Raw genomic sequence first — 18,920 nt, 5'->3', positions numbered from 1 at the left:
ATGGACTCCCCGCGTTCACCGACATCCCAGGGGGAAACCATGAACGACTCTCCGGTCGCGCTCATCACCGGGGGCGGCAGCGGCATCGGCGCCGCGGTGGCCCGGCAGTTGCTGGACGCCGGGTACCGGGTCACCGTCACCGGGCGCGGCGAGCGGCGGCTGCGGGACTTCGCCGACGGCCTGGGCGGCCCCGCCGGGCTGCTGACCGTCGCCGGCGACGCGGCCTCCTACGACGACGTGCGGAACGCCGTCGGCCGCACGCTCGAGGCGTACGGCCGGCTGGACGTGGTCGTCTCCAACGCCGGCTTCGCCACCCACGACTCGGTCGCCGACGGCGACCCGGCCGGCTGGACCGAGATGGTCCTCACCAACGTCCTCGGCCCCGCCCTCCTCGTCCGCGCCTCCGTCGACGCGCTGAAGGAGACCGGCGGGCGGATCGTCCTCGTCGGCAGCGTCGCCGGATTCGTGCCCACGCCGGGCAATCTCTACGGCGCCACCAAGTGGGCGGTCACCGGGCTCGCCGAGAACACCCGGCGCCAGGTCACGGAGTTCGGCATCGGGGTCACGCTGGTCGCACCCGGCCGGGTCGAGACGCCCTTCTGGGACAGCTACGGCAGCCTGCCCCCGGGGCGTCTGCTGACCGCCGAGCAGATCGCCGGCTCCGTCGTCTGGGCGATCCGGCAGCCGGCCGGGGTCGACGTCAACACCGTCGTCGTGCGTCCGCTTGGGCAGCCCAACTGACATGTGCTGAAGGTCAGTTGTTCTGCAGGAACTGCCTGGCCAACTGGTCCCCGAGGGAGACGGCCGCGCTGTGGCTCTCGATGGGGGAGACCTTGGAGTTCTTGAACAGGATGTACGTCACGCCGGAGTCGACCCCACCGGTGGCCGGGTCGGGGTCGATGCCGAGCGCCTTGGCGGTGGCGTACGACGCCTCGCCGATGATCGCGGCGGGGCCGGTGTCCCCGACGACGGCGTACTCGACCCTGCCGTCGTAGACGACGGCGACCACGCCACCGCCCTTGATGCCGGCGCCGGAGTAGTCCCAGACACCGCTGGAACCGGGGACCACCACATAGGGCAGGGACTCGGCCTTGAGGGGCTTGCCGTCCGACTGGTGGAAGGCCGTGTCGTCCTGGTACCAGGGGTCACGGTCCTCGTTGCAGTCGGCGGTCCGCTGGCCGTCGCAGTCGATGTCCATGTCGGCCTTCCAGAACACCGCGCCGTTCTTGCCGCACACGGGGACCGTCGCCGAGGTCTCCTCGTCGGTCCGGTACTTGCCGTTGGAGATCTGCGAACAGGACGTCACCTTGGCGAGCAGGTCGGCCGCGCTGACCGTGCCCTCCTGGACGGAGGCCGGCGGGGCGCCGGCGGTGCTGCCCGAGGGGTCGCCCGGGGTGGGGTCGCCGGCGTGGGCCGGAAGCGCTCCGGCGGCGAGGAGAGCGGCCCCGGAGGCCGCGACGAGGGTCAGTGAACGCAGGCGCACTGTGGGGGGACCCTTCTGTTAGGAAAGTTTCCTTACCGGGTGCCTACAAGGTGGGGCATGCGCATGCCCTCGTCAAGCTTCCGTGCGAGAGTCGGCGAGGTGTTCGGTTTTGCGGGACTTTGCGTTACACGGAAGACTGGTCATGTGCAAGCGAGAGGCCACCGGGCACGCGGAGGCGAGATGTCATGTTCGTGCGCACCGTCTACGTGACCGGAGACCCGGCGAAGATCGACACGGCGGTCCGCGCCCTGAACACCGAGGGACGCGAACTGCTGGAGGAACGCCCCGGCTACCTCGGGGCCGGCGTCTTCACCGACCACGAGCTGGGCAAACTGCTGGCGGTGAGCTGGTGGGCCTCCGAGCAGGCCCGCAGCAACAGCGACACGGTGATGCGGCAGCACAGGGAAGCGCTGCTGGAGCCGTTCGCGGGCACCCTGTCGGTGGAGAACATGGAGGCGGCCGTCCACCGCTCGCTCCAGGTGCCGCGCATGGGCGGCGGTCTGCGCGTGTCCCGGGTGGAGTTCGATCCCGCGGACGCCGGCCTGTTCGTGGACACCTTCCGGTCCACCGTCCTGCCGCGTCTGGAGACCCTGCCCGGCCTCGCCCGGGCCGCCCTGCTCGTCGACCGGGAGCGCGGCCGGGGCCGGGTCGGCACCCTCTTCGTCGACCGTGCCTCGATGGCCGCCTCCCGGGCCGGGCAGGCGGCGGCCCGCCATGAGGCCGTGGCGAAGGCGCGGGTGAGCGTCGTGAGTCTGGAGGAGTTCGAGGTCGTGCACGCGGACGTGCACCTCGGCTGAGTCCGCGGGAGCCGGGAACGGCCGTCCGCGCCACCGGCCGGGCGGCGGCGCGGACGGCCGTTCACCGTGCGGGGTCAGCCCATGTCGAACGTGGCCGGGTCCGGGCCGAGGCGCCGGTCCTCGTTCAGGGCGCTGATCGCCGCGAGGTCCTCGTCGTCCAGGCTGAAGTCGAACACCTGGATGTTCTCCTTGATCCGCGACGGCGTCACGGACTTCGGGATCACGACGTTGCCGAGCTGGACGTGCCAGCGCAGCACGACCTGGGCAGGGGTGCGGCCGTGCTTCCGCGCGACGGCGACGATCGCCGGCACCTCCAGCAGGCCCTTGCCCTGGCCGAGCGGCGACCAGGCCTCGGTGGCGACGCCCTGCTCCGCGTGGAGCTCACGGGCCTGGTGCTGCTGCAGGTGCGGGTGCAGCTCGATCTGGTTCACCGCCGGGACGACCGAGGTCTCGGCGACGAGCCGGCGCAGGTGTTCGGGAAGGAAGTTGGACACGCCGATCGCCTTCACCCGGCCATCGGCGTACAGCTTCTCGAACGCCTTGTAGGTGTCGATGTAGGTGTCCCGGGACGGCAGCGGCCAGTGGATGAGGTACAGGTCCAGGTAGTCCAGACCCAGCTTCTCCATCGACGCGTCGAACGCGCGCAGCGTGGAGTCGTACCCCTGGTCGCTGTTCCAGAGCTTGGTGGTGACGAAGACGTCCTCACGGGGCAGGCCGGAGGCGGCGATCGCCTTGCCGGTGCCCTCTTCGTTGCCGTAGATCGCCGCTGTGTCGATGCTGCGGTACCCGGCCTCGAGCGCCGTGGCGACGGCCTGCTCGGCCTCGTCGTCCGGCACCTGCCAGACGCCGAAACCCAGCTGGGGCATCTCGACGCCGTTGTTGAGGATGATCGGGGGGACCTTGCTGCTCACGAGCTCGTTGATCCTTCGGTTGTCGACAGGTGGTACTCCCATCGTCAACGATCACGGGCCGCGATGCATTCCTGACGGCGCGATCCGCGCCGGGAAATCCCGGCCGGTGCCGCCGGCCCGCGGCGCCTCAGGCCTGGTACAGCGCCTCGACCTCGCTCACGTACGCCTTCTCGATGGCCTTGCGCTTCAGCTTCAGCGACGGTGTGAGCAGGCCGTGCTCCTCGGTGAACGGCTGCGCCAGGATGCGGAAGGTGCGGATCGACTCGGCCTGCGAGACCAGGGTGTTGGCGGCCACGACCGCCCGCCGCACCTCCGTCTCCAGGTCCGGGTCGCGCACGAGCTGCGCGGGGCTGAGCCGGGGCTTGCCGCGCATCTGCAGCCAGTGCTCGACGGCCTCCTGGTCGAGGGTGACCAGGGCGGCGATGTACGGCCGGTCGTTGCCGACGACGATGCACTGGTTGATCAGCGGATGCTCGCGCACCCGCTCCTCCAGCACCCCCGGGGAGACGCTCTTGCCGCCGGAGGTCACCAGGATCTCCTTCTTGCGGCCGGTGATCGTCAGATAGCCGTCCTCGTCGAGGGCGCCGAGGTCACCGGTGGCGAGCCAGCCGTCGTGCAGGGTCCCGTCGGTGGCCTTCTGGTTGTTGAGGTAGCCCTGGAACACGTTGCCGCCGTGCAGCCAGACCTCGCCGTCGTCCGCGATGTGCACGGTGACACCCGGGATGGGCTGCCCCACGGTGCCGTAGCGGGTGCGCTCGGGCGGGTTGGCGGTGGCGGCCGCCGAGGACTCGGTCAGGCCGTAGCCCTCGTAGATCTGCACGCCGGCCCCGGCGAAGAACAGGCCGAGCCGCCGGTCCATGGCGGAGCCGCCGGACATCGCGTTGCGGATGCGGCCGCCCATGGCCGCGCGCACCTTGGAGTACACGAGCTTGTCGAAGAGCTGGTGCTGCATCCGCAGACCGGCCGACGGGCCGGGTCCGGTGCCCCACGCCTTGGCCTCGACGGCGTCCGCGTACTTCACCGCGATGTCGACGGCCTTCTCGAAGGGGCCGTCCCGGCCCTCCTTCTCCGCCTTGCGCCGGGCCGAGTTGAAGACCTTCTCGAAGATGTACGGCACCGCGAGGATGAACGTCGGCCGGAAGGCCTGCAGATCGGGCAGCAGGGCGGCCGCGTGGAGCTGCGGCTGGTGGCCGAGGCGGACCCCGCCGCGGATCGTGGCGACCTCGACCATCCGGCCGAAGACGTGCGCGAGCGGCAGGAACAGCAGGGTGGAGGCCTCGTCGCCCTTCTTGGTGTGGAACACCGGCTCCCAGCGCCGGATGACCGTGTCCGCCTCGTACATGAGGTTGCCGTGGGACAGCACGCAGCCCTTGGGGCGGCCGGTCGTGCCCGAGGTGTAGATGATGGTCGCGACCGACTCCGGGGTGATCGCCTGCCGGTGCCGGTGCACCACCTCGTCGTCCAGGTACGCGCCGGCGTCGTACAGCTCCTGCACACACCCGGAGTCGAGCTGCCACAGCTCACGCAGGTGCGGCAGCCGGTCGATCACGGTGGCGATGGTCATCGCGTGGTCCTCGTGCTCCACGATCGCCGCCGTCACCTCGGCGTCGTACAGCATCCAGAAGCACTGCTCCGCCGAGGACGTCGGATACACGGGCACCACGTGCGCGCCGATCGTCCACAGCGCGAAGTCGAACAGGGTCCACTCGTAGCGCGTACGCGACATGATGGCGACCCGGTCGCCGAACCGGATCCCCCGGGCGAGCAGGCCCTTGGCCAGGGCGAGGACCTCGTCCCGGAACTCGGCCGAGGTCACGTCCCGCCACTGCCCGGACTCGTCCTTGCGGCCCAGCGCCACGTGCAGGGGGTCCGTCCGGGCATGTTCGAAGACGGCGTCGGCCAGTCCGCCCACCGGCGGCGCCGACGTCAACGGAGGGGTGGTGAACTCGTGCAATCCCTCGCTCCCCGTCCTTGCTTTTCGGTCATTTCCGCGATGCTCCGCACGGCGCCGTGAAAGCTACCCCACCCGTCAGCCGGGCGGGAGGGGTGCGGAAATCGAGCAAACCTCGCCTTCCTACCCGCCGACGAGCGGAAAATGCCCTCACATGGGTAAGGGCCGGACACAATACTGACGGGTCAGTAACTTTCGGAACCGTAATCTCCACCGAATCTGTACGACGCGCTTACTGCGCGCGGACCTGGCCCGACGGCCGCGACGGCCGTCCCCCGTCGTGCGGGCCGCCCTCCTCCGTCGGTCACCCCGTTCCCGCTGCGGACGAGGCGACTCGCCCGTCAGCGCCCTTCGCGCCGCCGGCCGTGCAACCGGTCGCCGCCCGCCAGGATCGCCGCCGCAAGCGCGTTCGCGGCGGCGTCCGCGGCGCCCCGGCGCCTGCCGTGCACCAGCACGAAGTCGACCTTGCCCAGCTCGGGCAGGGCCGGGCGCTCCGGCAGCCGGAACAGGCCGGGCGGGATCAGCCGCCGGGAATGGGCCATGACCCCCAGCCCGGCGCGGGCCGCGGCGACGAGACCGTTGAGGCTGCCGCTGGTGCACACGATCCGCCACTCGCGGCCCTGGGCCTCCAGCGCCTCAAGGGCGCGGGCCCGGGTGATGCCCGGCGGGGGATACACGATGAGCGGGACCGGGCGGTCGGGGTCCAGGCGCAGGTTCTCGGCGCCGATCCACACCAGGTCGTCGCGCCACACCAGTTCACCGCGCGGGTCCTCGGGCCGCCGCTTGGCCAGCACCAGGTCCAGCTTGCCCGCCGCGAGCCGCTCGTGCAGGGTGCCGGACAGTTCCACGGTCAGCTCCAGGTCGACCTCGGGATGGTCGTGGCGGAAGCGCTCCAGGATCTCCGGCAACCGGGTGAGGACGAAGTCCTCCGAGGCGCCGAAGCGCAGCCGCCCGCGCACCCGGGTGCCGGTGAAGAACGCCGTCGCCTGCTCGTGCACCTCGAGCATTCGGCGCGCGAAGCCCAGCATGGCCTCGCCGTCCTCGGTCAGCTCCACCGAGTGGGTGTCCCGTGCGAAGAGCTGGCGGCCGGCGGCGTCCTCCAGCCGCCGCACGTGCTGGCTGACCGTCGACTGGCGCAGCCCCAGACGCCGGGCGGCCTGCGTGAAGCTCAGCGTCTGCGCCACGGCCAGGAAGGTGCGCAGCTGGGTCGGCTCGTACACACCACCAGCCTAGCCGTGGTCATCGCGGAACATGATGACAGTCAGAGTGGTGTGCCGGATTCCCGATCGGCGCGGGGAGGAGGACGATGGAAAGGGCCCCTCCGGGCCCGTGGACGTACCCGACGAACAGCGAGTGGAGCACCGTGAAACGCCCGCACTGGCCGAGCTGGATGCCGATCGACCCGTACATCGTGCTGCTGATCGGCACGGTGGGACTGGCGGCGCTCCTCCCGGCCCGCGGGACGGGCGCGGACGTCGCCTCCGGGGCGTCCACGGCGGCGATCGCCTTCCTGTTCTTCCTCTACGGCGCCCGGCTCTCCACCCGCGAGGCGCTGGACGGCCTGCGCCACTGGCGTCTGCACGGCACCGTGCTGGCCTGCACCTTCGTGATCTTCCCGGTGCTGGGCCTCGCCGCCCGCGGACTGGTCCCGGTACTGCTGACCCAGCCGCTGTACCAGGGGCTGCTGTTCCTGACCCTGGTGCCGTCCACGATCCAGTCGTCGATCGCCTTCACGTCGATCGCCCGCGGCAACGTGCCCGCCGCCATCTGCGCCGGCTCCTTCTCCTCCCTGGTCGGCATCGTCGCGACCCCGCTGCTGGCGGCCGCCCTGCTGGGCAGCAGCGGCGGCGGGTTCTCCGCCGACTCGCTGGTGAAGATCGTGCTGCAACTGCTGGTGCCGTTCCTCGCCGGGCAGGTGCTGCGCCGGTGGATCGGCGGCTTCGTCGCCCGGCACAAGAAGGTGCTGGGCCTGGTCGACCGCGGCTCGATCCTGCTGGTCGTCTACACCGCGTTCAGCGAGGGCATGACCCAGGGCATCTGGCACCAGGTCAGCGCGGTCCGGCTGGGAGCGCTGCTCGCCGTCGAGGGCGTGCTCCTCGCCGTCATGCTGCTGCTGACCTGGTACGGCGCCCGGGCGCTCGGGTTCGGCCGGGCGGACCGGATCGCGATCCAGTTCGCCGGTTCGAAGAAGTCCCTCGCCTCCGGTCTGCCGATGGCGAGCGTCCTGTTCGGCGCCCACGCCTCGCTGGCCGTGCTGCCGTTGATGCTCTTCCACCAGATGCAGCTCATGGTGTGCGCGGTCATCGCCAAGCGGCGCGCCCGCGATCCGGAGGCCGCCGACTCACCGGCCGGGCCGGCCGCGGCGTCCCGCACGGCGGTCGGTACCGGATCCCGCTGAGCCCCGCCCGGCCGATGCGGGCCGTCGGCCCCCGGGGGCCGACACCGAGCGTGGGTCCAGGGGCCGTCGTCGGCCGTGGACCCTCATGGCCGTCGCGGGCTGTGGACCGTTGTCCGGGCGTCGGGCGTGGCTCCCGTGTCCGAGGGCGGCCGGGCACACGCGGCCTGCGGCGGCCGTTGCGCTGGGGCCCGTCGCGGGCCTGCGACCCCGGAGCCGGCCGTCGGCCGGGGCGCCGGTGTCGGCCGTCAGCCGGGGCCCGGTGTGCGTCGGCAGGCGCTGATCCGGCGCCCGTCGTCAGCCGTGGCCCCGGCTCGCCGGTTCAGCCGCCGACCCGGTCCAGCGGCAGCCACAGCACGGTGTCCTTCGGGGACCGCAGCACCTTCGGGTCGGACAGCTCCGCGTCGGACAGGGCGCGGTTCCAGAAGCGCACCTCGTCTGTCGCGCCGGTGAAGAAGGCGCGGCTGTCCATGCGCTGGCCGATGTGCACCCCGAAGGGGGAGTTGCGGCTGACCGAGCCCGGCACGTCGGCGGCGGCCGTCTCCGTGCCGTCGACGGACAGCGACAGCCGGCCGCCGCCCCGGCGCAGCACCGCGTGGTGCCACTCGCCGTCGTTGTGCGCGGTCGTGGTGCGCACGTAAGCGGTGCGCGGCGCGGCCGCGCCGTCCCGCACCGTGATGAGGCCCTGCACCCTGCCGTTCGCCGGCTCGCCGCGCAGCCACACCTGGGGCTGGCTGGTGCCGATGCCGCCCATCCACAGCAGCGGCTGCTCCCCGGCGGCCGCCGTGTAGCGGAACCACAGCGACGCGGTGAACTCCCCGGCGCCGAGCGGAAGCCCGGCACGGAAGGGCAGGCGTACGGCGTCGTCGGTGCCGTCGAACCGGAGCGCGCCGCCCGACACGCCGTCGGTACTCGCGGCGCCGCCGAGTACCGCCGCCGGGCGGGCGTGCGGGGCCAGGTCGACGGTGTGCGGATCGGGGCCGCGGCGCGGGGCGAGCCAGTCCTCGGTGAAGCGGGCGAAGCGGATCTCGTCGCGCGCGTCGGCCGCCCCGCCCTCGTACAGCAGGCCCACCGTGTCCCGGCCCGCCCGCACGAGGTCCGAGTAGCCGGACCAGTCCGCGGTGACGACGGTGCCGCGGTCCACGCCGTCCCAGGTGCGGCCGCCGTCGTAGGAGGAACGGATCATCATCGTGCGGCGGCGGTCGGGGTCGGCGGGGCAGGAGAGCAGCAGTCGGCCGCCCAGCCGGAGCACGGCGCCCTGCACCTGCGGCGTGTAGAGGTCCGGCAGGCCGTGGAAGGGCGCGGCGAAGCTGCCGCCGCCGTCCCGGCTGACGGCCTGGGTGCGGTGGCCGAGGTCGGTGCCGTCCTGCTCCCGGCCGCTGACCAGCACGGAGCCGTCCGTGCGCTCCGTGAGCGTGAGTTCGGACGGCTTCTGCCGGAACGTGCCGTCGGCGGCGATCGGCCAGGTGTCGGTGGCGCCGACACGCCAGTGGCCGCCGTGGTCGTCGCTGACGACGAGCGCCGCGTGGTTGGCGGTGACCCGGCTGCCGTCCCAGGTCTCGGTGTTGACGCCGAACACCAGCCGGCCGGCGTACCGGCCCCGGGTGAGCTGGATGCCGTGCACCGGCCCGGTCGCGTACCAGGAGTTCCAGTCGGGGGGCAGGATCTCGGGGCTCAGGTCACGCGGCTCGGACCAGGTGAGGCCGTCGTCGTCGCTGTACTGCAGGTGCGGGGTGCGGTCGCAGGGCACGGCGCAGCCGGCGCCGTCCGTGCGACCGGTGTTGTACGTCTCCGCGAGCCACACCCGGCCGGTGTCCCGGTCCACGACCGGCGCCGGGTTGCCGTGGGTGTCCCCGGCGCCCTCGTTGACCACCCGCAGCGGGCCCCAGGTGCGGCCGCCGTCGGTGGAGCGCTTGAGCACGATGTCGATGTCGGCCGCGTCCCCGCAGTTGAGGACCCGGCCCTCGGCGAACGCCAGCAGCGAGCCGTCGGCGGTCCGTACGACCGCCGGGATCCGGAAGCAGGCGTAACCGGGGTCCTGGGCGGCCTTGAAGAGCACCTGCTGCTCGAACTCGGGCGCCGCTCGGCCCGGTTCGGCGTGTGCCGGTCGGGGATGGGCCAGCGGTGCCGCGAGCAGCGCGGCCGTGACGGCGGTGACGGCCGGCGCACGTCCGAGGCGGGCGCGAAGCACCGATCGTGCACGGGCGCGGAGACCTGACGGCATGGCGGGGCCTGCCCTTCGTCGGCCGGACAATCGGACATCCGGACATCCCATGTCCAACATGCGCTCTGTCGACGGTAGTTGGGGCCCCCTCGCCCCACAAGGAGCGTGCGCCACCGGAAGTGCGCGGCGCCGCTACGGCCGCAGGACGACCTTGCCGAGGTTGGTCCGTGCCGCGATCGCCTCGTGCGCCTTCGCGGCGTCCTCCAGCGCGAACTCGCCGTGCACGGCAGGCTTCAGGGTGCCGTCGGAGAACAGCCGCCACAGCTCCCGTCGCCACCGCTCGTACAGCTCCGGCCGGCCGCGGGCGATCAGCGCCATCTGGAAGCCGATCACCGACTTGGCGCCGACCAGCAGGTCGTACGCCCGGACCGTGCCGCCGCCGGAGCTGTAGGCCACCAGCCGGCCGTGCGGGGCGAGCGCGGCGAGAGCCGGGGCGAGCAGGTCGCCGCCGACCGCGTCCAGCACGCAGTCGTACGGCTCCCCCCACCGTTCGTCGCCGTACCGGACGCAGTCGTCCGCGCCGAGCGAGCGGACGAAGCCCGCCTTCGCCGGATCGGAGACGGCGCCCACCACCCGCCGCGCACCGCGCACCCGCGCCAGCCGCACGGCGAGCTGCCCGACCCCGCTCGCCGCGGCCGTGACCAGCACCGCCTGCCCGCGCACCGGACCCGCGGCGTCCAGCGCGCCGAGGGCCACCAGTCCGCTGCGCACCAGCGCGACCGCGTCGACACAGGTCGCGTGGTCGGGGACGGGGGAGGCCATCGCCTCCCGCAGCAGGGCGAAGTCGGCGTAACCGTGGCCGAAGCACAGCCCGGTCACCCGGTCGCCGGTCCGGAAGCGGCTCACGCCCTCGCCCGCCGCCACCACCGTGCCGGCGACCTCGCCGCCCAGTGGTACCGGCTCGGCGGCCTCGGTCACCTTGCGGACGACGGGCAGCGTGACCCCGACCGCCTCGCAGCGCACCAGCAGCTCCCCGGCGCCGGGCTCGGGAACGGCGGCCTCCTCCACGAAGAGCGGACCGCCGGCGGACTCGTAGCGGACGCGACGCATCGCAGCCTCCAGACGCCGGACGCGTTCCGGCGGGTCGTTGGGAACACCCATGAATTCATTGGGAGGCCCAACGGTACCGGAGGATTCGTTGGGAAGTCCAAGGATTTCTGGCTAGGCTGCCGTCATGGCCGAAGCACCCCTCCCCGCCATCCGTGCCCTGCCCAGCTGGGTCCTCGGCCGGGCCGCCGCCCGTGGCCGCGCCCTGGTCGCCGACGCCCTCGCGGCCGAGGGCATGAGGATGTGGCACCACGTGGTCCTCTCCGCCGTCCGCGATCTGGCGCCCGTCGCCCAGGCCGACCTCGGCCGCGGGGTCGGCCTCGACGCCAAGGACCTGGTCGGCGTCCTCAACGACCTGCAGTCCGCCGGTCTCGTCCTGCGCGACCCGGACCCCAAGGACCGGCGCAAGAACGCCGTGTCCCTCACCGAGGACGGCGCCCGTCTGCTCGGCCGCTGCGAGAAGGCGGCCCGCGAGGCCAACGACGAACTGCTCGCCCCGCTGTCGACGACTGAACGCGATCAGTTCATGGGCCTGTTGATCCGGATTTCCGGCACCGTCGGCTGACGGCGGTTAACGTTCCGTCATGACCGCAGCCCCCGCGCTCGATCCCCGGCGCACCGCCCTCGTCCTCGTCGACCTGATGGACCGCGTCGTCGCGCTGCCCCTGGAGCCCCGCAAGGGCACCGAGGTGCTCACCACCGCGGAAGAGCTGGCCACCGCCTTCCGCGCGGCCGGGTCGCTCGTCGTGCTGATCCGGGTGGAACGCCCCGCGGTCGCCGAGCAGCCGCCCGGCAGCGGTCTGGTGGCCGGGCTGCGCCGGGACGGCGACGTGGAGGTGGTCAAGCGCACCATCGGCGGCTTCCAGGGCACCGACCTCGACCAGCGGCTGCGCGAACGCGGCGTCGGCACCCTGGTGTTCGGCGGCATCGCCACCAACCTCGGCGTCGAGTCCACCGCCCGCGCCGCCGCCGACCTCGGTTACGACCTGGTCTTCGTCGAGGACGCCATGGCCGCGCTCACCGCCCCCGAACACGAGGCCTCGGTCCGGCTCGACTTCCCCCGGCTGGGCACGGTGGTCAGGGCGAGCGACGTCCACCTGACGCGCGGCTGAGCGGGACGCGCCGGCGCGGTCCACGTACGGCGGGGAGGCCGATCGCCCGCCGCCCGCGTGCGGCGGAGGTCTGGTCGACCGCTCTCAGGCACGGCCCGGAGGCCTCCCGGCCGCGCCCCACGCGCGGCCGGGAGGCCCAAGGGCCGCCCGTCGATCAGCGGGGCCCCCGCGGCGCAGGGGGCACTCCCCGTCGGCAGAGGCCCCGCCGTCGTGCCGCGGGGGACCGGTCAGCTCTGCGTGGCCGTGGCCGGCAGGGCGACGCGGTCCTCGCCCGCGTACACGTTCATCGAACTGCCCCGCAGGAAGCCCACCAGGGTCAGGCCCGACTCGGCGGCCAGGTCGACGGCCAGCGACGAGGGCGCCGACACGGCCGCGAGCACCGGGATGCCCGCCATCACGGCCTTCTGCGCCAGCTCGAACGAGGCACGGCCCGAGACCAGCAGGATCGTCCGCGACAGCGGCAGGTCACCGTGCTGCAGCGCACGCCCGACCAGCTTGTCGACCGCGTTGTGCCGCCCCACGTCCTCGCGGACGTCCAGCAGCTCCCCGTCCTCGCGGAACAGGGCCGCCGCGTGCAGGCCCCCGGTCCGGTCGAAGACCCGCTGGGCCGCCCGCAGCCGGTCGGGCAGACCCGCCAGCAGCTCGGTAGTGACCCGGACCGGGGGAGTGTCGGCGATCGGCCAGCGCGTGGTGGTGCGGACGGCATCCAGGCTGGCCTTGCCGCACAGCCCGCACGAGGAGGACGTGTACACGTTCCGCTCCAGGCTGAAGTCCGGCAGCGCCACGCCCGGGGCGGTCTTCACGTCGACCACGTTGTACGTGTTCGAGCCGTCCGCCGTCGCACCCGCGCAGTACACGATGTTCTGGAGGTCGGACGCGGTGCCCAGCACGCCCTCGCTCACCAGGAACCCGGCCGCCAGCGCGAAGTCGTCGCCCGGTGTGCGCATGGTGATCGCGAGGGGCTTGCCGTTCAGCCGGATCTCCAGCGGTTCCTCGGCGACGAGCGTGTCCGGCCGGGTGGAGACCGCTCCGTCCCGGATACGGAGGACCTTGCGGCGTTCCGTGACTCGTCCCATGTCCTGATCAGCCCCGGTTCTGTACGTGCTGGTGGCCGAAACGGCCCTTGATGCAGAGGTTGCCGTGGGTCACCGGGTTGTCGTGCGGTGAGGTGACCTTGACGATCTCATTGTCCTGCACATGGAGCGTGAGGTTGCAGCCCACACCGCAGTGGGCGCACACCGTCGTGTCTCCGTCTCCTTGATCCATTCGGCCGCCTCACGGGGGCGTCGACAGGTCGGCCGAGGACACGAGCGGTTCCAGGACTATCCTGCGGCTGTGCCGGGCCCGGGACTCCGGCGGACCCAGCAGCGCGTCGGCATCCGTCATGAAGGCGAGGCCGCGCCGCAGCGCGGTATCGATCCACACCGGCGCCCGTACCGACCAGCGCAGCGAGGCCACCCGCACCCGCTCGCCGACCACGACGCCGTGCCGCTCCAGTACGGAGGAGTGCCCGGCAAGGGTTCGCGCGGCGACCGTTGAGCGCCTGCCGCATACCGTTCACCGCATACGGTCGACGGCGCGTCTTCTCAGCTTCCGGAACCGGTCCTACCGTTCGGCGCCATGAGCAGCCCCCCTGTCGCACCCCCGGGCTGGAGCCGCTGGCTGGTCCCGCCCGCCGCCCTGTCCGTCCACCTTTCCATCGGCCAGGCCTACGCCTGGAGCGTGTTCAAGCCGCCGCTCGAGACCGCACTGCACCTCGACGGCACCCGCAGCGCGCTGCCCTTCCAGCTCGCGATCGTCATGCTCGGGCTGTCGGCCGCGTTCGGCGGCACGCTGGTCGAGCGCAACGGGCCGCGCTGGGCGATGACCGTGGCCCTCGTCTGCTTCTCCTCCGGCTTCCTGCTCTCCGCGCTCGGCGCCGAGACGCGGCAGTACTGGCTGATCGTCCTCGGCTACGGCTTCGTCGGCGGGATCGGCCTCGGCATCGGCTACATCTCGCCCGTTTCCACCCTGATCAAGTGGTTCCCGGACCGACCCGGCATGGCCACCGGCATCGCCATCATGGGCTTCGGCGGCGGCGCGCTGATCGCCTCGCCCTGGTCGGCGCAGATGCTGGAGTCGTTCGGCACCGGCCACTCCGGGATCGCGCTCGCCTTCCTCGTGCACGGACTGACGTACGCCGTCTTCATGACGCTCGGCGTGCTGCTCGTACGCGTGCCCCGCCCCGAGCGACCCGCCGAGGGAGCCCCGGCCGCCGACGGCGGTGTGCGCGTCTCCGCCCGCGGCGCCGTGCGCACCCCGCAGTTCTGGTGCCTGTGGGTGGTGCTGTGCATGAACGTGACCGCGGGCATCGGCATCCTGGAGAAGGCCGCGCCGATGATCACGGACTTCTTCGCGGACGGCTCCACCCCGGTGTCGGCCTCGGCGGCCGCCGGTTTCGTCGCGCTGCTGTCGGCCGCCAACATGGCCGGCCGGATCGGCTGGTCCTCCGCCTCCGACCGGATCGGCCGCAAGAACATCTACCGCGTCTACCTCGGTGCCGGTGCCGTGATGTACCTGCTGATCGCCCTGTTCGGGGACAGCTCGAAGCCGCTGTTCGTGCTGTGCGCGCTGGTGATCCTCTCCTTCTACGGCGGCGGCTTCGCGACGATCCCCGCCTATCTGAAGGACCTCTTCGGCACCTACCAGGTCGGCGCCATCCACGGCCGGCTGCTCACCGCCTGGTCCACGGCCGGTGTGCTCGGGCCGCTGATCGTCAACTGGATCGCCGACCGCCAGGAGGAGGCCGGGAAGCACGGACCGTCGCTGTACGGGCTGTCCTTCGGCATCATGATCGGCCTGCTCGTCGTCGGTCTCGTCGCCAACGAGTTCGTCCGCCCCGTGCACGTACGCCACCACGTCCCCGCCCCGAGGGAGGCAGCAGATGCCCAGCGACAGCAGCCCGCCTAGCCGGTCCGGCCTGATCCTCCTCGCCTGGCTGTGGGTGGGGGCACCGCTCGCCTACGGGGTGTACGAGCTGGTACGGAAGGCCACGCAGTTGTTCACAGGGTGAATGTTCGGGCGTCCGAGGGTGTGACGGAAGCCGACAACTCGGATGCCCGAATCCTGTGCCCTCGCCTGCCGCCGTACTCGTGAGTCACTGACCAGACTGATGGATCCCGCTACCCACGGCAACGAGGGGATCCCCGACATGCACGGCTCGCGCATCGCGGCCATCGGCCACTACCAGCCCGCCAGGGTGCTCACCAACGACGACCTGGCCGGCATGGTCGACACCAGCGACGAGTGGATCCGCGGCCGAGTGGGCATCCGGACCCGCCACATCGCGGGCCCCGACGAGCCGGTCGACGAACTCGCCGCGCACGCCGCCGCCAAGGCGCTCGCCGCCGCCGGGCTCACGCCCGGTGACATCGACCTGGTGCTGGTGGCCACCTCCACCGCCATCGACCGCTCCCCGAACACCGCCGCCCGGGTGGCCGCCCGTCTCGGCATCCCGAGCCCCGCGGCCATGGACGTCAACGTCGTCTGCGCCGGGTTCACCCACGCCCTCGCCACCGCCGACCACACGGTGCGGGCGGGCGCCGCCACCCGGGCACTCGTCATCGGCGCCGACAAGATGTCCGAGGTCACCGACTGGAGCGACCGCAGCACCTGCGTCCTGGTGGGCGACGGGGCCGGGGCCGCCGTGGTCGAGGCGTGCGCGCCGGGCCGGCAGCCCGGGATCGGGCCGGTGCTGTGGGGATCGGTGCCGGAGATGGGCAACGCCGTGCGGATCGAGGGCACCCCGCCCCGGTTCGCGCAGGAGGGGCAGAGCGTGTACCGCTGGGCCACCACCCAGCTCCCGCCCATCGCCCGGCGCGCCTGCGAGCGGGCCGGACTCGACCCCGCCGACCTCGCCGCGGTCGTCCTGCACCAGGCCAACCTGCGCATCATCGAGCCGCTCGCGCGGAAGCTGGGCGCCGTGAACGCCGTGGTCGCGCGCGACGTCACCGAGTCCGGCAACACCTCGGCCGCCAGCATCCCGATCGCCCTGTCCAAGCTGCTCGAACAGGGCGCGGTCCGCAGCGGCGACCCGGCCCTGCTGTTCGGCTTCGGCGGCAACCTGTCGTACGCGGGACAGGTCGTCCGCTGCCCGTGACACCGTGCGCACCGGCGTGTGACGCGTCCGGCTCCCCCCGTCCCTGGCCTTTTGTGCGCGGCAGACTGTAGGCGATAGACAATCGATGCTGGCTCCATGGGCGCATGGCTGGGCACCGGCCTGCCGAGGAGGGGGACCGCGATGTTGTCGGCCGGACTGCCGCAGGGAGCCCTGCCCAAGCTCGAACGGCCCGGACCGCTGCGCGACCGTGTCTACGAGGCCCTGCTGGAACTCATCACCACCCGCGCCCTGCGGCCCGGCCGGCACCTGGTGGAGAGCGAACTCGCCGGGCACCTGGGCGTCTCCCGCCAGCCGGTGCGCGAGGCACTGCAGCGGCTGAACACCGAGGGCTGGGTCGATCTGCGGCCCGCCCAGGGCGCGTTCGTGCACGAGCCGACCGAGGAGGAGGCCGACCAGCTCCTGACGGTCCGTACGCTCCTGGAGGCGGAGGCGGAGGCGGCCCGGCTCGCCGCCCTGAACGCCGACCAGAAGGGCACCGACGCCCTGGAGGAGCTGTGCGCCGAGGGCGAGCGGGCGGTCACGGACGACGACGTGGACCGCGCGGTCGCCCTGAACGCGGCCTTCCACGCCAAGATCATGGAGCTGGCCGGCAACGCGGTCCTCGCCGAACTCGCCGCCCAGGTCGACCGCCGGGTGCGCTGGTACTACACCCCGGTGGCCCGCCGGCGCGGCAGCCGGTCCTGGATCGAGCACGGCGAGCTGATCACCGCTATCACCGCCCACGACGCCCCGCGCGCCGCCGACCTGATGCGGGAACACACCGAACACACCCGCCGCTCCTACCACGAGCGCGACACGGCCTGACCGCACCGGCCCCCCCGCTGAAAACCGCCCGTCGTCGGCTACGTCGCCGGATTCACCGCCCCCGAGGGCCGCGCCACAGGCCGCGCGGGCGCCATCGTCCCCGGCTCGCCCGGCACGGCCCGTGCGAAGAGGGCCGCCCTGGAGGCGGCCGGCGTCCGCGTCGGCGCCACCCCGACCGAGACGGCACGGCTCGCCCTCGCCCTGCTGTGCGGCCGCACGTGAGGTCACTCATAGTGCGGACGCGGTCACTTTCGCGGATGTTGCCGCGGCAGTAACTTCCTTGCCGCGCCCCGGCCCCCGCGGTCCTCCGCCGGACGGCCCCGGTGCCTTACGACGTCCTGCCCGCACGGCGGCGCGAGCCGTGCGGCCGGACCGGCCACGCACCTCCCGCCCCCGACCGTGCACCGGAAGCGGAGCAACCGAATGGCACCCACCCTCACCCTCAAGAACGGCACGTCCTGGACCGAGGCCTGGCAGCGCTGCCTCGCCGCCGCGCCCGAGGCCTTCCGGGACGACCGCGTGCTCAACCTCTGGAACGCCGCCTGGCACGCCGACGGCCGGGCACTGCCCGCCATCAGCCCGGTCGACGGCACCCCCATCGCCGGCCCGCCCCGGCTGGACCGGGCCACCGCCCGCCAGGCCGTGGCCGCCTCCCTCGACCAGCACCACGCCTGGCGGCACGTCCCGCTGGCCGAACGCCGGGCCCGGGTCGCGGCCACCCTCGACGCCCTCACCGAGCACCGCGAACTCCTCGCCCTCCTCCTCGTCTGGGAGATCGGCAAGCCCTGGCGGCTCGCCCGGGCGGACGTGGACCGCGCCATCGACGGGGTCCGCTGGTACGTCGACGGCATCGAGCCGATGCTCGCCGGACGGGCCCCGCTGGACGGCCCGGTCTCCAACATCGCGAGCTGGAACTACCCGATGAGCGTCCTCGTGCACGCCCTGCTGGTCCAAGCGCTCGCCGGCAACGCCGTCATCGCCAAGACCCCCACCGACGGCGGGGTCGCCTGCCTCACCCTGGCCTGCGCGCTCGCCGCCCGCGAAGGGCTCCCCGTCACCCTGGTCAGCGGCAGCGGGGGAGAGCTGTCCCAGGCCCTCGTCCGGGCACCGGAGATCGGCTGCGTCTCCTTCGTCGGCGGCCGCGACACCGGCGCCGCGGTCGCCACGGCCGTCACCGACCTCGGCAAACGGCACATCCTCGAACAGGAGGGCCTGAACACCTGGGGCATCTGGAACTACTCGGACTGGGACGCGCTCGCGGCCGTCGTCCCGAAACTCTTCGACTACGGCAAACAGCGCTGCACGGCCTACCCGCGCTTCGTGGTCCAGCGCGACTCCTTCGACGCCTTCCTCGCGGCGTACCTGCCGGCCGTCCGCGGGGTGCGGGTGGGCCACCCCCTGGCGGTGGAGCGGGGAGACGACCCCTGCCCGGAGCTGGACTTCGGCCCCTTGATCAACGCGGCCAAGGCGAAGGAACTGCGCGACCAGGTCGCCGAGGCCGTCGACCGCGGCGCCGTACCCCTGTACCGCGGCAGCGAGGCCGACGCCCGCTTCCTCCCCGGCCAGGACACCTCGGCCTACGTCCACCCCGTCACCCTCCTCAACCCGCCCCGCTCCTCGCCCCTCCACCACGCCGAACCGTTCGGCCCGGTCGACACGATCGTCCTGGTCGACACAGAGGCGGAGCTGCTGGCCGCGATGAACGCGTCCAACGGCGCCCTCGTCGCCACCCTCGCCACGGACGACCGGGCCACCTTCGACCGGCTGGCCCCGCAGATCCGCGCCTTCAAGACCGGCCACGGCACCCCTCGCTCCCGCGGCGACCGCGACGAACTCTTCGGCGGCTTCGGCGGCTCCTGGCGGGGCGCCTTCGTCGGCGGCGAACTCCTGGTCCGCGCGGTGACCCGGGGACCCGTGGACGAGCGGCCGCCCGGCAACTTCCCGGAGTACCAGCTCATGCCCTGACCCCACGTCGCACGTACCCGCACGGTCACTGTCCGTGCGGGGCGGCGGGCGGGTCCGAGAAGGCGCGCCGCC

The 18,920-nt window shown here is 72.8% G+C and carries 17 protein-coding genes and 3 pseudogenes; 11 read left to right on the top strand and 9 right to left on the bottom strand.

What is annotated here, in order from left to right; genetic code table 11:
- Nucleotides 1-39 precede the first annotated feature (39 nt).
- The gene (locus tag ACWCPN_RS26595) at nucleotides 40-741 is read left to right on the top strand and encodes an SDR family oxidoreductase (protein ID WP_199212722.1); all 702 of its coding nucleotides are present in this window, start codon (nucleotides 40-42) and stop codon (nucleotides 739-741) included.
- Between the two features lie 13 nt (nucleotides 742-754).
- Here ACWCPN_RS26595 and ACWCPN_RS26590 read toward each other — a convergent pair whose 3' ends face one another.
- Nucleotides 755-1,483, bottom strand: coding sequence for a glycoside hydrolase family 75 protein (locus ACWCPN_RS26590; RefSeq protein WP_451210849.1), 729 nt, complete (start codon nucleotides 1,481-1,483; stop codon nucleotides 755-757).
- 185 nt (nucleotides 1,484-1,668) lie between these two features.
- Between ACWCPN_RS26590 and ACWCPN_RS26585 the strand changes: the two genes are divergently transcribed.
- Nucleotides 1,669-2,280 (top strand): hypothetical protein, encoded by a 612-nt coding sequence (locus ACWCPN_RS26585; RefSeq protein ID WP_199212724.1) that lies wholly within the window; start codon nucleotides 1,669-1,671, stop codon nucleotides 2,278-2,280.
- A 74-nt stretch (nucleotides 2,281-2,354) separates the two neighbouring features.
- On the opposite strand, the gene ACWCPN_RS26580 is transcribed toward ACWCPN_RS26585, so the two are convergent.
- The 3 genes from ACWCPN_RS26580 to ACWCPN_RS26570 form a co-directional block, all read right to left on the bottom strand.
- On the bottom strand, nucleotides 2,355-3,191 hold the full coding sequence (locus ACWCPN_RS26580; RefSeq protein ID WP_451210847.1) for an aldo/keto reductase: 837 nt from the start codon (nucleotides 3,189-3,191) through the stop codon (nucleotides 2,355-2,357).
- Nucleotides 3,192-3,318: 127 nt separating this feature from the next.
- On the bottom strand, nucleotides 3,319-5,145 hold the full coding sequence (locus tag ACWCPN_RS26575; RefSeq protein WP_392292480.1) for an AMP-dependent synthetase/ligase: 1,827 nt from the start codon (nucleotides 5,143-5,145) through the stop codon (nucleotides 3,319-3,321).
- Between the two features lie 338 nt (nucleotides 5,146-5,483).
- The gene (locus ACWCPN_RS26570) at nucleotides 5,484-6,362 is read right to left on the bottom strand and encodes a LysR substrate-binding domain-containing protein (protein ID WP_451210844.1); all 879 of its coding nucleotides are present in this window, start codon (nucleotides 6,360-6,362) and stop codon (nucleotides 5,484-5,486) included.
- A gap of 143 nt (nucleotides 6,363-6,505) precedes the next feature.
- On the opposite strand from ACWCPN_RS26570, the gene ACWCPN_RS26565 reads away from it, so the two are divergent.
- Nucleotides 6,506-7,540, top strand: a complete 1,035-nt coding sequence (locus tag ACWCPN_RS26565) for a bile acid:sodium symporter family protein (protein ID WP_392401240.1) — start codon at nucleotides 6,506-6,508, stop codon at nucleotides 7,538-7,540.
- 319 nt (nucleotides 7,541-7,859) lie between these two features.
- Here the strand turns inward: ACWCPN_RS26565 and ACWCPN_RS26560 are convergent, their stop codons facing one another.
- Complete coding sequence (locus ACWCPN_RS26560) at nucleotides 7,860-9,761, bottom strand: exo-alpha-sialidase (RefSeq protein ID WP_451210842.1); 1,902 nt, start codon at nucleotides 9,759-9,761, stop codon at nucleotides 7,860-7,862.
- Nucleotides 9,762-9,893: 132 nt separating this feature from the next.
- Nucleotides 9,894-10,811 (bottom strand): quinone oxidoreductase family protein, encoded by a 918-nt coding sequence (locus ACWCPN_RS26555; RefSeq protein ID WP_451211046.1) that lies wholly within the window; start codon nucleotides 10,809-10,811, stop codon nucleotides 9,894-9,896.
- Nucleotides 10,812-10,935: 124 nt separating this feature from the next.
- Here ACWCPN_RS26555 and ACWCPN_RS26550 point away from each other — a divergent pair, with 124 nt between their 5' ends.
- Together ACWCPN_RS26550 and ACWCPN_RS26545 are read left to right on the top strand one after the other, a co-directional pair.
- Nucleotides 10,936-11,373, top strand: a complete 438-nt coding sequence (locus tag ACWCPN_RS26550; protein WP_451210840.1) for a MarR family winged helix-turn-helix transcriptional regulator — start codon at nucleotides 10,936-10,938, stop codon at nucleotides 11,371-11,373.
- Between the two features lie 19 nt (nucleotides 11,374-11,392).
- Nucleotides 11,393-11,920: an isochorismatase family protein gene (locus ACWCPN_RS26545; protein ID WP_451210838.1), complete on the top strand. Its 528-nt coding sequence runs from the start codon at nucleotides 11,393-11,395 to the stop codon at nucleotides 11,918-11,920.
- A gap of 227 nt (nucleotides 11,921-12,147) precedes the next feature.
- On the opposite strand, the gene fdhD is transcribed toward ACWCPN_RS26545, so the two are convergent.
- The 3 genes and pseudogenes from fdhD to ACWCPN_RS26530 all read right to left on the bottom strand — a co-directional run.
- Nucleotides 12,148-12,996, bottom strand: coding sequence for a formate dehydrogenase accessory sulfurtransferase FdhD (fdhD, locus tag ACWCPN_RS26540; RefSeq protein WP_451210835.1), 849 nt, complete (start codon nucleotides 12,994-12,996; stop codon nucleotides 12,148-12,150).
- Between the two features lie 7 nt (nucleotides 12,997-13,003).
- Nucleotides 13,004-13,165 (bottom strand): annotated as a pseudogene (locus ACWCPN_RS26535) (2Fe-2S iron-sulfur cluster-binding protein); the annotation flags it as partial.
- 135 nt (nucleotides 13,166-13,300) lie between these two features.
- Nucleotides 13,301-13,414, bottom strand: a pseudogene (locus tag ACWCPN_RS26530) (molybdopterin dinucleotide binding domain-containing protein); the annotation flags it as partial.
- Nucleotides 13,415-13,540: 126 nt separating this feature from the next.
- Between ACWCPN_RS26530 and ACWCPN_RS26525 the strand changes: the two are divergent.
- The 6 genes and pseudogenes from ACWCPN_RS26525 (at nucleotide 13,541) to ACWCPN_RS26500 (ending at nucleotide 18,848) form a co-directional block, all read left to right on the top strand.
- The gene (locus tag ACWCPN_RS26525) at nucleotides 13,541-14,869 is read left to right on the top strand and encodes an OFA family MFS transporter (RefSeq protein WP_451210832.1); all 1,329 of its coding nucleotides are present in this window, start codon (nucleotides 13,541-13,543) and stop codon (nucleotides 14,867-14,869) included.
- A complete protein-coding gene (locus tag ACWCPN_RS26520) occupies nucleotides 14,844-14,972 on the top strand; it encodes an MFS transporter small subunit (protein ID WP_365123979.1) in 129 nt (42 codons plus the stop codon). Before ACWCPN_RS26525 ends, ACWCPN_RS26520 begins: the two co-directional genes overlap by 26 nt.
- Nucleotides 14,973-15,110: 138 nt before the next feature.
- Nucleotides 15,111-16,058 carry a beta-ketoacyl-ACP synthase III gene (locus ACWCPN_RS26515; protein ID WP_365124283.1) on the top strand — a complete coding sequence of 316 codons (948 nt, stop codon included), beginning with the start codon at nucleotides 15,111-15,113 and terminating at the stop codon, nucleotides 16,056-16,058.
- Between the two features lie 141 nt (nucleotides 16,059-16,199).
- Nucleotides 16,200-16,883, top strand: a complete 684-nt coding sequence (locus ACWCPN_RS26510) for a GntR family transcriptional regulator (RefSeq protein ID WP_451211043.1) — start codon at nucleotides 16,200-16,202, stop codon at nucleotides 16,881-16,883.
- Nucleotides 16,884-16,910: 27 nt separating this feature from the next.
- Nucleotides 16,911-17,105: pseudogene (locus ACWCPN_RS26505) on the top strand (succinate--CoA ligase subunit alpha); the annotation flags it as partial.
- Between the two features lie 201 nt (nucleotides 17,106-17,306).
- Complete coding sequence (locus ACWCPN_RS26500; protein WP_451210829.1) at nucleotides 17,307-18,848, top strand: aldehyde dehydrogenase family protein; 1,542 nt, start codon at nucleotides 17,307-17,309, stop codon at nucleotides 18,846-18,848.
- The last annotated feature ends 72 nt before the right edge of the window (nucleotides 18,849-18,920 follow it).

It is taken from the genome of Streptomyces sp. NPDC002386 (assembly GCF_053593175.1).
This window is presented reverse-complemented; position numbering and strand designations above follow the sequence as displayed.